14 protein-coding genes are annotated in these 12,943 nt (G+C 73.4%); 9 read left to right on the plus strand and 5 right to left on the minus strand.

Annotated elements, in window-relative coordinates:
• Positions 1-4 precede the first annotated feature (4 nt).
• A complete protein-coding gene (locus AB0H71_RS20300) occupies positions 5-1,291 on the minus strand; it encodes an NtaA/DmoA family FMN-dependent monooxygenase (RefSeq protein ID WP_357022876.1) in 1,287 nt (428 codons plus the stop codon).
• Between the two features lie 118 nt (positions 1,292-1,409).
• Here AB0H71_RS20300 and AB0H71_RS20305 point away from each other — a divergent pair, with 118 nt between their 5' ends.
• On the plus strand, positions 1,410-2,558 hold the full coding sequence (locus AB0H71_RS20305; protein ID WP_357022879.1) for a DUF3089 domain-containing protein: 1,149 nt from the start codon (positions 1,410-1,412) through the stop codon (positions 2,556-2,558).
• Here AB0H71_RS20305 and AB0H71_RS20310 read toward each other — a convergent pair.
• A complete protein-coding gene (locus tag AB0H71_RS20310) occupies positions 2,536-3,639 on the minus strand; it encodes an FAD-dependent monooxygenase (RefSeq protein ID WP_357022882.1) in 1,104 nt (367 codons plus the stop codon). The genes AB0H71_RS20305 and AB0H71_RS20310 overlap by 23 nt on opposite strands.
• 72 nt (positions 3,640-3,711) lie before the next feature.
• Here AB0H71_RS20310 and AB0H71_RS20315 point away from each other — a divergent pair, with 72 nt between their 5' ends.
• From AB0H71_RS20315 to AB0H71_RS20335, 5 genes are all read left to right on the plus strand, one after another.
• Positions 3,712-4,347 carry a TetR/AcrR family transcriptional regulator C-terminal domain-containing protein gene (locus tag AB0H71_RS20315; protein WP_357022885.1) on the plus strand — a complete coding sequence of 212 codons (636 nt, stop codon included), beginning with the start codon at positions 3,712-3,714 and terminating at the stop codon, positions 4,345-4,347.
• Between the two features lie 17 nt (positions 4,348-4,364).
• Positions 4,365-5,624, plus strand: coding sequence for an acyl-CoA dehydrogenase family protein (locus tag AB0H71_RS20320; RefSeq protein ID WP_357022888.1), 1,260 nt, complete (start codon positions 4,365-4,367; stop codon positions 5,622-5,624).
• Complete coding sequence (locus AB0H71_RS20325) at positions 5,621-6,370, plus strand: SDR family oxidoreductase (protein ID WP_357022891.1); 750 nt, start codon at positions 5,621-5,623, stop codon at positions 6,368-6,370. The genes AB0H71_RS20320 and AB0H71_RS20325 overlap by 4 nt, the downstream gene beginning before the upstream one ends.
• Positions 6,371-6,488: 118 nt before the next feature.
• A complete protein-coding gene (locus tag AB0H71_RS20330) occupies positions 6,489-6,635 on the plus strand; it encodes a hypothetical protein (protein ID WP_357022893.1) in 147 nt (48 codons plus the stop codon).
• Between the two features lie 36 nt (positions 6,636-6,671).
• The gene (locus tag AB0H71_RS20335) at positions 6,672-7,649 is read left to right on the plus strand and encodes an NAD-dependent epimerase/dehydratase family protein (RefSeq protein ID WP_357022896.1); all 978 of its coding nucleotides are present in this window, start codon (positions 6,672-6,674) and stop codon (positions 7,647-7,649) included.
• 13 nt (positions 7,650-7,662) lie between these two features.
• Here AB0H71_RS20335 and AB0H71_RS20340 read toward each other — a convergent pair whose 3' ends face one another.
• A complete protein-coding gene (locus AB0H71_RS20340) occupies positions 7,663-8,586 on the minus strand; it encodes an NmrA/HSCARG family protein (protein ID WP_357022899.1) in 924 nt (307 codons plus the stop codon).
• A 96-nt stretch (positions 8,587-8,682) separates the two neighbouring features.
• Here AB0H71_RS20340 and AB0H71_RS20345 point away from each other — a divergent pair, with 96 nt between their 5' ends.
• Complete coding sequence (locus AB0H71_RS20345; protein ID WP_357022902.1) at positions 8,683-9,222, plus strand: helix-turn-helix domain-containing protein; 540 nt, start codon at positions 8,683-8,685, stop codon at positions 9,220-9,222.
• Here AB0H71_RS20345 and AB0H71_RS20350 read toward each other — a convergent pair.
• Complete coding sequence (locus AB0H71_RS20350; RefSeq protein WP_357022905.1) at positions 9,196-10,176, minus strand: RNA polymerase sigma factor; 981 nt, start codon at positions 10,174-10,176, stop codon at positions 9,196-9,198. The genes AB0H71_RS20345 and AB0H71_RS20350 overlap by 27 nt on opposite strands.
• Before the next feature lie 41 nt (positions 10,177-10,217).
• Positions 10,218-11,075, minus strand: a complete 858-nt coding sequence (locus AB0H71_RS20355; RefSeq protein ID WP_357022907.1) for a haloalkane dehalogenase — start codon at positions 11,073-11,075, stop codon at positions 10,218-10,220.
• A gap of 136 nt (positions 11,076-11,211) precedes the next feature.
• On the opposite strand from AB0H71_RS20355, the gene AB0H71_RS20360 reads away from it, so the two are divergent.
• Positions 11,212-11,568, plus strand: coding sequence for a helix-turn-helix transcriptional regulator (locus tag AB0H71_RS20360; protein ID WP_357022910.1), 357 nt, complete (start codon positions 11,212-11,214; stop codon positions 11,566-11,568).
• Positions 11,565-12,911, plus strand: a complete 1,347-nt coding sequence (locus tag AB0H71_RS20365; RefSeq protein ID WP_357022913.1) for a permease prefix domain 1-containing protein — start codon at positions 11,565-11,567, stop codon at positions 12,909-12,911. The genes AB0H71_RS20360 and AB0H71_RS20365 overlap by 4 nt, the downstream gene beginning before the upstream one ends.
• Positions 12,912-12,943 lie beyond the last annotated feature (32 nt).

Genomic DNA, 12,943 nt, shown 5'->3' on the forward strand with positions numbered 1-12,943 from the left:
CCGGTCAGGGCAGCGGCGGCAGCTCCAGGTTCTCCCGGAAGGTGCCGCCCGCGTAGTCCTCGCCGACGATGCCGCGCTTGCGCAGCAGCGGCAGCAGGCCGTCGAGCACGTACTCGCGGCCGCTCGGGTCGGCGAGCCCGCCCAGGGTGATGAGGTCGAGCACGCCGGCGTCGTAGCGCTCCGCGATGGCGTCGGCGATCTGCTCGACGGTGCCGACCTCGGCCCAGTGCCCGGTGTCCTTGGCGGCCACGATGAGCTCGCGCAGCGTCTTGCCGGAGCGCGCGAGCCGGGTGAAGATCTCCGCCCGGCCGCGGCGCCGGTTGACCGAGGAGACGTCGGGGAGCAGCGACTCCGGGAGTGGGCGGTCCAGGGGCAGCTCGGAGAGGTCGACGCCGCCGCCGAGCATGTCCTCCAGCCCCTTCCGGCCCGCCTCCAGGTCGGTGGTGCCGTCGCGCTCGGCGGCGATCCGGCGGGCCTCCTCCTCGGTGCCGCCGTAGGTGGCGTGCAGCGAGGAGAAGATGAGCGGGAGGCCGTCGGGGCGGCCGAGTTCGGCGGCGCGGGAGCGAATGCGCTTCGCATAGACCAGCGCGTCGTCCAGGGTGGCGAGCGAGGTGAAGACCACCTCGGCGAAGCGGGCGCCGAGTTCGACGCCGCCCGCGCTCTGCCCGGCCTGGAACTGCACCGGCCTGCGCTGCGGCAACGTGGGGATATTGAGCGGGCCGCGCACCGAGAAGTACTCGCCGGTGTGCTCGATGGGACGGACCAGCGCGGGGTCGAGCACCGCGCCGCCGCTGCCGTCGGGGGTGAGCGCGCCCGGCGCCCAGCTGTCGAAGAGCGCGTTGGTGACCTCGAGCACCTCGGTGGCGCGGGCGTACCGCTCCTCCGGGCTCGGCAGCTCGCCGGCGCCGTAGTTCTCCTCGCCGAGCGAGGAGGTGACCGCGTTCCAGGCGGCGCGGCCATTGCTCACGTGGTCCAGCGTGCCGAAGAGCCGGGCCAGGTTGTACGGGTGGTGGAAGGTGGTGGTGACGGTGGCGATCAGCCCGGCGCGCTCGGTCACCCCGGCCAGCGCGGCCAGGAAGATCAGCGGCTCCTGCGCGCCGATGGCGCCCTGGGCGCCGAAGGAGAGCAGGTCGGCGGCGAAGAGCGCGTCGATCCGGTGCTCCTCGGCGAGCCGGGCGATCCGCACCGCGGTGTCCAGGGTGGAGCGGGCCGGGTCGACGGCGGCGGCATAGACATCCGCCCCTCCGCTGACTCCGGTCACGGTCTTGAGGGGGCGGCGCGCACGGACCATGACACCCGACGCTACGAGCCGCCGCCGCGCCGGGCACCGTTTGCGCTCAGCACGATTCGTACCCACCCCGCCATCGGGGGTGCGCGCCGTACAGTGGGCGCGATCGAAGGAGGTTCCGGTGGCCCTTGTCTCCCGGGTCTCCCCGCGGCGCGGGGTGACGACGCTGCTGACCCTGCTGCTCGCCCTGGTCGCCGCGGCGGCGGGCGCGGTGGCGATGCCCGAGCAACCGGACGACGTGCGCTGGCTCTGCCGCCCCGACCTGCCCGCCGACCCGTGCCGCGGCGACCTCGCGACCACGGTCTACCAGGACGGCAGGCCGCCCGAGGTGGTCCGGCCCGCGACCGGTCAGCACGGGGTGGACTGCTTCTACGTCTACCCGACGGTCTCCACCGAGCTCTCCTACTCGGCGAGCAAGGAGATCGCGCCGCCGCTGCGCTTCATCGCCGAGCAGCAGGCCCAGCGCTTCTCCCAGGTCTGCGACGTCTACGCGCCGGTCTACCGGCAGCGCACCCTGCTCGCACTGCGCTCCCCCGGCTCGCCGGAGCAGGCGCGGGCCGCCGCCGAGCTGGCCTTCGCCGATGTGGCGCGGGCCTGGGAGCAGTACCTGGCGAATGACAACCGCGGCCGCGGCGTGGTGCTGATCGGGCACTCGCAGGGCACGAGAATGCTCCGGCAACTGCTCCGCGAACGGATCGAGCCGGAGCCGGCGGTGAACGCGCGGCTGGTCTCGGCGGTGCTGGCGGGCGGCAATGTGGTGGTGCCGCGCGGCGCCGATGTCGGCGGGGATTTCCGCACCGTTCCGCTGTGCCGGGAGCGGTCGCAGACGCACTGCGCGCTGGCCTGGTCGCTCTTCGGCGAGGTGCCGCCCGCGGATGCCCGCTACGGCGCCACGCCGACCACCCCCGAGGCCGCGCCGCAACCGTACGGGCCCGGGTACGAGGTGGCGTGCGTGAATCCGGCCGCGGTGGGCAGCACCGACGAGGTCACGCTGCACACCCTGGTGCGCACCGGGACCGCGCCGCAGGCGCTCGGCACCGCGCTGCCCGTTCCGGCGACCCCCTGGCTGCGGCCCGCGCAGCGCTACCGGGCGCAGTGCGCGCACGTCGGCGGCGCGCACGTGCTGCTGGCCCGGCCGGAGCCGGGCGCCCCGCCGCTCGGCCCGTTCCCCGACCCCGGCTGGGGGCTGCACGTCGCCGACCTGACGCTCCCGCTCGGCGACGCCGTCGACACGGTGGCGGCGCAGATCACCGCGTACCAGCGGCACTGAAGAACTCGACCAGCGAGAACGGCGCCCGCTCGCCCACGCACAGCTCCTGGGTCCGGCGGGCATCGGCCGCCGACTCGGCGCTGCGCGGGAACAGGGCGGCCTCGTAGCTCGCCAGCGCCGCCTCGGGGTCGTCCGGTCGCGCGGCCAGCGCACGGCCCAGCTCGGCGCCGTCGAAGAGCGCCAGGTTCGCGCCCTCGCCCGCCGGTGGCGCCAGGTGCGCGGCATCGCCGACCAGGGTGACGCCGGGTACCCGCTCCCAGCGGTGTTGCTCCGGGAGGGCGTGGATGGGCCTGGTCACCAGCGGAGTGTCGCCGTCGGTGACGAGCGCGACGAGCTCGGGTGCCCAGCCGTCGAATTCGGCGACCACCCGCTCGGTGGTGATGCCGTCGAACCACGCCGCTGGGCGGTTCAGCTGGATGTAGACGTGCAGGATGTCGTTCGCCTCGCGGTGCGCGGAGATGCCCTGCCCCGGTGCGAGCGCCATGAGCGCGCCGCTGCCCGCCACCGCCGCGGCCACCGGGTGGCGGCGGTCGACATCGTGCAGGTAGGTCTCCAGCAGCGTGGTGCCCGCGTACTCGGGCACGGCGGCGGAGAGCAGCGGCCGCACCTTCGACCAGGCGCCGTCCGCGCCGACCAGCAGCTCGGTGCCGGCGGTGACCCCATTCGCGAAGCGCACCTCGTGCGCCCCGCCACCCAGCGCGCGCACGCCGCTGACCTTGTGACCCCAGCGGATGGCGTCCGCCGGTAGCGCCTCGATGAGGATCCGGCGCAGATCGCCGCGGAGCACCTCGGGGCGGCCGCCGGTGCCGTCGTCCGGCTGGTCGAGCAGGACCGTGCCATCGCGGTCGAGCACGCGGGTGGCCTCGGCGCCGCGGTGGATGATCGCCTCGAACTCGGCGGTGAGCCCGGCCGCGGCGAGCGCGGCCTGCCCGTCGTGCTCGTGGATGTCGAGCTGCCCGCCCTGGGCGCGCGACCCCGCCGACTCCTCGGCCTCGTAGATCACCGCCGGAATGCCGTTGACGTGCAGGACGCGCGCGAGGGCGAGGCCGCCCAGCCCCGCGCCGATGATGGTCACCCGCATGGTGGATCTCCCTTCTGGAACGTTGTTCCAATCCAGCTTGGAACAACGTTCCAAACCTGTCAAGATGGGAGCATGACGACCCGGCGCACCGAGGCGCTCAGCAGGCAGCGGATCGTGACGGCCGCGATCGAGATCCTGGATGCCGATGGTGAGCAGGCGCTCACCTTCCGCGCGCTCGCCGCCCGGCTCGCCACCGGCAGCGGCGCCATCTACCACCACGTCGCGAACAAGACCGAGCTGCTCTCCGCCGCCACCGAGGAGGTGGTCGCGGCGGTCTCCGGGGACTCGATCCCGGAGTTCGCGCTCGGGCTCTTCGACGCCATCGACGCGCACCCCTGGGCGGGCGCGCACCTGACCAGGGAGCCGGGGCAGGACGCCATGCTGCTGGTCTACGAGGGGCTCGGCGGGCGGCTGCCCGAGCTGGGGGTACCGGAGCGAGCCTGGTTCGACGCCGTCACGGTGCTGGCCAACTACGTCGTCGGCGCGGCCTGGCAGAACGCCTCGAACGCTGTCGAAGCCGCGCGGCGGCGGGACACCGACCGCGCGGCGCTGCTCGGCGCGGTCGCGGAGCGCTGGGCCGCGCGCCCGGAGCGGTTCCCCTTCGTGCACCGGATCGCCGGTGCGCTGCGCGCGCACGACGACCGCGCGCAGTTCGCCGCGGGCCTCGACCTGATCCTCGCCGGGATCTTATCGATCAGCGATCAATAGTGGGTTAGGGTCGGGCCATGGACTTCCGGCCCTCCGACCGTGCCGCCGAGCTCACCGCTCGGGCCCGCGCATTCCTGGACACCGAGATCGAGCCGGTGGAGGCGCGGTACCACCACGAGGTGGCCGCGCTCCGCGAATCCGGCGGCGACCCGTGGCAGCCGCTGCCGCTGCTGGCCGAGTTGCAGGCGAAGGCGCGCGCGCAGGGGCTGTGGAACCTCTTCCTGCCCGCGGGCGAGGGCGATGCCTACGCCGCGCGGTTCGGCACCGACGGCGGCGCCGGGCTGAGCAATACCGACTACGCGCCGATCGCCGAGGTCACCGGCCGCTCCTTCCTGGCGCCCTACCTGTTCAATTGCAATGCCCCGGACACCGGGAACATGGAGGTGCTGCTCAAGTACGGCGACGACGCGCAGCGCGCGGAGTGGCTGGAGCCGCTGCTGGAGGGCCGCATCCGCAGCGCCTTCTGCATGACCGAGCCGGACGTGGCCTCCTCGGACGCCACCACCATGGAGCTGAGCGCCGTCGTGGACGGCGACGAGATGGTGATCAACGGCCGCAAGTGGTGGTCCACCGGGGTCGGCCACCCGGACTGCGAGCTCCTCATCGTCATGGGGCTCACCGACCCCGAGGCCGAGCGGCACCGCAGGCACTCCATGGTGCTGGTGCCGCGCGACGCGCCCGGCGTCAAGGTTGAGCGGATGCTCTCCACCATGGGGCTGCAGGACGAGCCCTTCGGCCACGGCGAGGTCTCCTTCACCGATGTCCGGGTGCCGCTCGCGAATGTGATCGCCGGGCCGGGGCGGGCCTTCGAGATCGCCCAGGGCAGGCTCGGGCCGGGCCGGGTGCACCACTGCATGCGGCTCATCGGCCTCGCCGAGAAGGCGCTGGAGCTCGCCTGCGAGCGCGGCCTCGCGCGCACCGCGTTCGGCAAGCCGCTGGTCAACCTGGGCGGCAACCGGGAGCGGATCGCGGAGGCCAGGATCGCCATCGACTCCACCCGGCTGCTGGTGCTGAACACCGCGTGGAAGCTGGACGAGGGCGGGCCGCTGAACGCGCTCAGCGAGGTCAGCCAGATCAAGGTGGCGGCGCCCGCCATGGCCCAGCAGGTGATCGACTTCGCCATCCAGCTGCACGGCGGCGGCGGCCTCTCCACCGACTTCCCGCTGGCCGCGGCGTGGACCAGCGCCCGCGCGTTGCGGCTGGCCGACGGGCCGGACGAGGTGCACAAGGGCGTCATCGCCCGGCTGGAGCTCGGCAAGCACGGGGCGAAGCGATGAGCCGCGGGGTCGTGCTGATCACCGGCGCCAGCTCCGGGCTCGGCGCCGAGATGGCGCGCCAGTTCGCCGCGCGCGGATACGATCTGGCGCTCACCGCGCGCCGCACCGAGCGGCTGGAGCAACTGGCGGGCGAGATCGCCGCCATCCACCCCGGCACCAGGGTCGAGGTGCGCACCCTCGACGTCACCGACTTCGACGCCGTGCCCGGCGTCTTCGCGGAGATCGCGGCGGCGTTCGGGCGGCTGGACCGGGTGATCGTGAACGCCGGGCTCGGCAAGGGCGCCCCGCTCGGCACCGGCCGCGCCGACGCCAACCGGGAGACCGCGCTCACCAACTTCGTCGGCGCGTTGGCGCAGCTGGAGGCGGCGCTGGAGATCTTCCGGGCCGCCGGCGGCGGGCACCTCGTGGTGATCTCCTCGATCTCCGGGCTGCGCGGCATGCGCAAGACGCTCACCACCTACGCCGCCACCAAGGCCGGGCTCGCGCACCTGGCCGAGGGGGTGCGCTCCGAGCGGATTCCGGGGGTGAAGGTCTCGACCATCTACCCCGGGTACATCCGCTCCGAGATGAACGAGCACGTCAGCCAGAAGACGCCGTTCATGGTCGACACCGAGACCGGGGTCAAGGCCATCGTGGCGGCCGTGGAGAAGGAGAAGGCCGAGGCGTACGTCCCCGCGTGGCCGTGGATTCCGCTCGGGTACGCGCTGCGCGGGCTGCCGCTCTCGGTGGTGCGCAGGCTCACCTGACGCGCGATTACCGGGATACCGTCCGGGCGGTATCGGCTGCTCGACCTGCCGGGCACCTGATCACCGCCGCGAACCGGATCCACGCGTGATTCGCGCCCCGAATGGGTAGCCCGTCTGCGTGACCGAACCCGGAAACACCACAGCGCCCGATCTCGGCGAGCACAGCGACACCGCGCACCCCGACGACCACGAACCCGACCACCGCGAGGTGCCGGAGAACGAGGACGTCACCGAGGAGGCCGGAGCCGTCGAGCCCCCCGACTGACCGTTTCGCCGGCGGCGGCGCGGGCATCCCCACCCCATGGGAATCACCGTCGCCGTCACCGGTCCGACCGGTGAGATCGGCATCTCCGCCGTCACCGCACTGGAGCGCGACCCGGCCGTCGACCGCGTCATCGGCATGGCCCGCCGCCCCTTCGACCCCGCCGCGCACGGCTGGACCAGAACCGAGTACCGGCAGGGCGACATCCTGGACCGGGACGCGGTCGACGCCCTGGTCGCCGACGCCGACGTGGTGATCCACCTCGCCTTCGTCATCATGGGGTCGCGCGCCGAGAGCGCGCGGGTCAACCTGGCGGGCACCCGCAACGTCTTCGAGGCGACGGTGGCCGCGGAGCGCCCGCGCCGCCTGGTCTACACCTCGTCGGTCGCCGCCTACGGGTACCACCCGGAGAATCCCTCGCCGATCACCGAGGACGTGCCGCCCGACGGCTCCCCCGAGCACTACTACTCCGAGCAGAAGGCCGCCTGCGAGCGCGCGCTGCTGGAGATTACGGCGAACTCCGGCCTGGAGGTCTACGTACTTCGGCCGTGCATCGTCGCCGGGCCGAAAGCGCCCGCGCTGCACGACCTCCCGTGGGAGAAGGTGCCCGGCCCGGTCCGCGCGCTCATGCGCTCGGCATCGCTGTTCAAGCCGGTCATCCCCGACCCGGGGCACCCGCTGCAGCTGGTGCACCACGACGACGTGGCCGCCGCCATCGCCCTGGCCGCCACCACCTCCGCCGCGCCCGGCCCGTACAACATCGCCGGTGACGGCACCCTGAGCCTCTCCGAGGTGGCGGCCGCGCTCGGCGGCCGCCCGGTCCGGGTGCCCGCCGCGACCGCCACCGTCGCCTCCGCCGCGCTGGCCCGCCTCCCCTTCGTCCCCGCCACCCTGGAGTGGCTGCACATCGTGCGCACCCCCGTGGTCATGGACACCACCCGCGCCAAGCGCGACCTGGGCTGGCAGCCCACGCACACCGCCGCCGAAACGCTGGCCGCGCTCGCCGCCGCCCGCTGACCCCGCCCTCGACTCACCGCGGGCCTCCCCCATCACCCCGAGGTCGCCGCACTGAGCCCCTCGCCCAGTCCGTGAAGGACGTCGTGCGCAGCCCGAGCGCGTGGGCGAACTCGGGCCGGGCGGGGGCGGTGTGCGTGGTCATGTACCGCTGAGAGCGGGCGAATTCGGCGGGCAGGCCGCGGGTGACGGCGTCCTCGGGGCTGTCCGGCAGGGCGATGGTGACGCCGCGCGCTTCGGAGAGGAGGGTGGCCGCTGCGCGGAAGGTGAGCAGGTCGCCGGTGAGTTCCAGCTCGACCCCCGCGAAGCGGTCCGGGTCGAAAAAGGCTTCGACCGCGGCGGCAGCGATATCGGCGACGGCGACGAAGGGTTGCGGGCGGTCGGGGTCGACGGCGAGCAGGAGGCGGTTCGGGTCGGCGGGGTCGTAGTAGAACGAGCCGGGGGTGAAGTTCTCCATGAAGGTGGCGGGGCGCAGGATGGTCCAGGCGGGGAAGCCGGTGCGCACGAGCTCCTCGACCGCGGCCTTGCTGCGCCAGTAGTGCGGCATGTGCGCGCCCCAGCGGCCGGTGTCCAGCTCGGCGAGGTCGGCGCTGCCGGTGCCGGAGACCGAGGTGTGCACCACCTGCTGGACGCCGGCTGCCCGCGCCGCGGTGAGCAGGGTGCGGCCGTGGCGGAGTTCGGCGTCGCCGAGGAGGTCGGAGAGGTCGGGGGTTTGCACCGAGAACACCGCGCGGGCGCCGGAGACCGCCGCCGCGATGGAGTCCGGGTCGTCGAGATCGCCGCGCACCAGGGTCGCGCCGAGCGTTTCCAGCTCCTTCGCACGCGGTGCCGCGGGGTCGCGGACCAGCGCGTGCACCGGCAGGCCGCGGGCGAGCAGCGCCCGTGCCGTGGCTCCGCCCTGCCTGCCGGTCGCGCCGCTGACCAGTACGAACGATTCCATCGCAACACCTCCGAACTAAATGGGGTGGCACCCCATTTATCTGTCGCTACGATATGGGGCACCACCCCGTTTTGTCGAGCGATGCGGAGAACCCCGGTGAGCGCCCAGCGCGCGGATTGGCAGCGCAATCACCAGCGCCTGCTGGAGGTGGCGGCCGCTGTGGTGGCGCGGGACGGCGCGGGCGCCTCGCTGGAGGCCATCGCGCGGGAGGCCGGGATCGGCTCCGCGACCCTGCACCGCCACTTCCCCAGCAGGCACGCGCTCCTGGACGAGATCTTCCTGGACGGCGTCACCGCCCTCTCCCGCCGCGCGGACGAACCCGACGACGAGCCGGGCCGAGCACTGCGGCGCTGGGTCGAGGAACTCACCGCTTACGCCGCGAGCACCCGCGGCCTCGCCGCCACCCTCGCCACCGAGCGCGCGAGCGAACTGGACTGCCGCGGCATACTTTTCGACGCTGCGACAACCCTGACCCGGCGCGCGGCGACCACCCTCCGCCCCGGGGTGACGGCGACCGACCTCCTGCGGCTCTCCACCGCCATCTCCACCGCGACCGAGGGCGACCCGGACACCGCCCGCAGACTGATCCGGCTGGCGCTGGCGGGCGTCTCACTCGAGGAGCGGGAACCGTCCTGACCGCACCAGCGCCGCGACGGCCTCCACCTTCTCCGCCGGGGCGGCGTAATCCGGGTGCGCGCGGAAGACGGCGGCCGCGTCGTGCAGCCGGACCATCTGGCGCTCGGCCGCGGTGGCGTCCCGGCCGCCGGGGGTGACCGGGTGGCCGGTGAAGGCCGGGCGGTTCGGGTCGATCCGCCCGCGCTCGGTGGCGGCCGTGATCCGCCGGGTGCAGCGGCAGCGGGCGCGGGTGTCGACCCGGCCGCAGTTGGCGGTGAGGAAGCGGCCGAGCCGGGCCTTGGTGCGCTGCAACCGCTTCCGGTACGCCTCCGGGGTGGTGCCCAGGATCCAGGCGGCATCGGCCGAGCTCAGCTCGAATACCTCGGCCAGCACGAAGCCGACCCGCTCGGCGCGGTCCAGGCACTGCAGCATGGCCTGGCTGCACTGCAACCGGACCTCGGTGGCGAGCAGCTCGGCCTCGGGGCCGCGGTGCTCGGCGGTGGCGAGGCCGTCGAGCAGGGAGTTCGCGAAGATCTCCAGGTCGATGCCGCCCCGCTCCTGCGGGGAGCGGCGGCGCTGGTTCAGCAGGTGGTTGAGGCCGATGCGGTACGCCCAGGTGAGCAGCGCCGCCTCGGCGCGCCAGGTGGCGAGGTGGGTGAGCACGCGGAGCAGGATCTCCTGGGTGGCGTCCTCGGCGTCGGCGCGGTTGCCGGTCATGCGCAGCGCCAGCCGGTACAGCGGGTCCTGGACCCGCCGGAGCACCGCCTCCACCGCCGCGACCTCGCCGCCGATCGCCCTGGCGACCAGTTCGGCCTCGCCCGCCCCGGCACCACTCGGCGCGCCTCCGTCCAGCTCGGTATCGCCCGCCCCGGCCCCGCCTGGCCTGGCTTGGCCCGGCTCGCCATCGCCCGCCCCGGCCTCACCCGGCCCTACCCGGTCCGGCTCGGTATCGTCCGGTTCGGCGCCGCCCACCATTCCCCGATCGTCGCCCCGCCCCGGCCTCGCCGCAACCGCGCTCACCCGGCCAGCCCGTTTCGCCGCAGCCACCCCGCCACCGCCGCACCGATCGCGTCCGGTCGATCCTCCGGCGCGTGGTGCGAGGCCGCCCCGATCGACACCACCTCGAGCGCGGCGAATTCGCCCGCCGCCCACTCGATCATCTCGGGCGAGCCGAGCCCGACCCCGTTCTCCACCGCCATGAGCAGCTTGGGCACGCCCGGGGAATCGGCCATCCACCGCCCGTACCGCTCGACCAGCGCCACCACATCCGCGGGCTCACCGCCGAGCGGGAACTCGCGCGGCCACGCCAGCATGGGCAGCCGCGACCCCGGCGTGGGGTACGGCGCCCGGTACACATCGAGATCCTCCGGCGCCAGCCCCTGGACCTGCGCGGGCAGGTTGTACTCCAGGAACATGTTCTCCCGCAGCACCATCCGCTCCCCCTCCGGCGACCGGAACCGGCGGAACAGCTCGGCGCCGCGCTCCGGCAGCTCCTCCCAGCGCAGCGGCCGCAGAAATGTCTCGACCAGGGCGATCCCGCGCACCCGCCCCGGATGCCTGGCGGCCCAGTCCATGCCGAGCGCACCACCCCAGTCGTGGCCGACCAGCACCACCTCGTCCGGGCAGACCGCGTCGAACCAGGCGTCCAGGTAGCGGGCGTGGTCGGCGAAGCGGTACCCGATCTCGGGCTTCCCGGAATCCCCCATCCCGATGAGGTCCGGCGCGAGGCAGCGGGCCAGGCCCGAGACGTGCGGCAGCACGTGCCGCCAGATGTAGGAGGAGGTGGGATTCCCGTGCAGGAACACCACCGGCAGAGCACCGGTTCCGGTGTCGATGTAGTGCAGGAACGAGTCGAGAACGGGCAGAGCGGGCACGGCGGCATCCCTTCGTCGGGGTCGGATACCGGTTTCGACACCGCACCCGGCTCATTGTGACAGTGAGCCGCGTCACCCATACCTAGAGCTGCTAGGCTCAGAGCGCATACCTAGTGGAACTAGGCATAGGAGTGCCATGTATATCGACAAGGACCTGGTGGCGGCGTCGGCGACGCCGCTGGTGCTGGGCATCCTGGCGGACGGCGAGTCCTACGGCTACGCGATTCTCAAGCGGGTCAGGGAGCTCTCCGGCGGGCGCATGCAGTGGACCGACGGCATGCTCTACCCGCTGCTGCACCGGCTGGAGCGCGCCGGCTACGTCTCGGCGAGCTGGGGCAGCTCCGAGACTGGACGCCGCCGCAAGCACTACGCCATCACCACGGCCGGGCACGCGGTGCTGGCCGAGCGGCGCAGCCAGTGGGCGGTGGTCGCCGACGCGCTGGACCAGGTCTGGCGGGGCCTGCCCCCGGTCACCGCGGGCAGCCCCGCGTGAGCGATGTGGCGCTGGAGGCGCAGATCGAGCAGTGGCGCGGCTACGTCGTGCGGCACCGGGTCATCTCGGCCCAGGACGCCGACGAGATGGAAGACCACCTGCGCGCCCAGATCACCGAGCTCACCGCGGCGGGGCTGGAGCCGGACGAGGCATTCCTGGTCGCGGTCAAGCGCATGGGCCGGGTCGACGACATCTCCCGCGAATTCGCCCGCGAACACTCGGATCGGCTGTGGAAGCAGCTGGTGCTGCCGCCCGCCCCCGAGCGCACCGGCGGCCGCAAACCCGACCTCGAACTCCTCGTGGTGCTGGCGCTCGGGCTCGGCGCCGGGCTCGTGCTCGAGCTCGCCCGGCTGCTGGAGCTGGACGACAGCCTGATCGCGCGCAATATCGGGCTCTTCACACTGCCCTTCCTCGCGGTCTACTTCGCCTGGAAGCGGCGCATGGCGCCGCGCGCGGCGGCGCTGCTTCCGGTGCCGTTCGTGCTGGCCGGGATCCTGCTCAATGTCTACCCGTTCGCCGAGGACGGCGATGTCGAGGTGGTCGTGATCGTGCACGCGCCGATCGTGCTGTGGCTCGCGGTGGGCTGGGCGTATATCGGCGGCGAGTTCCGCTCCGACCGGCGCCGGATGGATTTCGTGCGCTTCACCGGCGAGTGGGTGGTCTACCTGACGCTGCTCGCGCTCGGCGGCGGGGTGCTGGCCGGGCTGACCGTCGGCGCCTTCCAGGCGGTCGGGCTGGACGCCGAGGAGTTCGTCGGCGGCTGGGTGCTGCCCATCGGCGCGGGCACCGCGCTGGTGGTGGCGGCCTGGCTGGTGGAGGCGAAGCAGAGCGTGGTGGAGAACATCGCCCCGGTGCTGACCCGCGTCTTCACGCCGCTCACCATCCTCATGCTGCTGGCGCTGCTGGTGGCGCTGGCCGCGAGCGGCAGCGTCACCGAGGTGGACCGCGGCCTGCTCATCACCATGGACGCCATCCTGATCCTGGTGCTCGGGCTGGTGCTCTACGCGATCTCCGCCCGCGACCCGCTGCGCCCGCCGGACCTCTTCGACCAGCTGCAGCTGCTGCTGATCGCGCTGGCGCTCGCCGTCGACCTGCTCATGCTCGCCGCCATGACCAGCCGGATCGCGGAGTTCGGCGCCACCGCCAACAAGACGGCGGCGCTCGGCATGAACCTGGTGCTGCTGGTGAACCTGGCCGGGGCGGCGTACCTGGCCATCGGGTTCCTGCGCCGGAAACGCGGCTTCGCCGACATCGAGCGCTGGCAGACCGGCTACCTGCCGGTCTTCGGCAGCTGGGCGGCGGTGGTGCTCGCGCTCTGGCCGCCGCTGTTCGACTTCGCCTGAGCCTGAGCCGGGGCCGGGACGGGCGGTGCGGT

Source organism: Nocardia sp. NPDC050697, from assembly GCF_040654395.1.
GTDB lineage: Bacteria > Actinomycetota > Actinomycetes > Mycobacteriales > Mycobacteriaceae > Nocardia.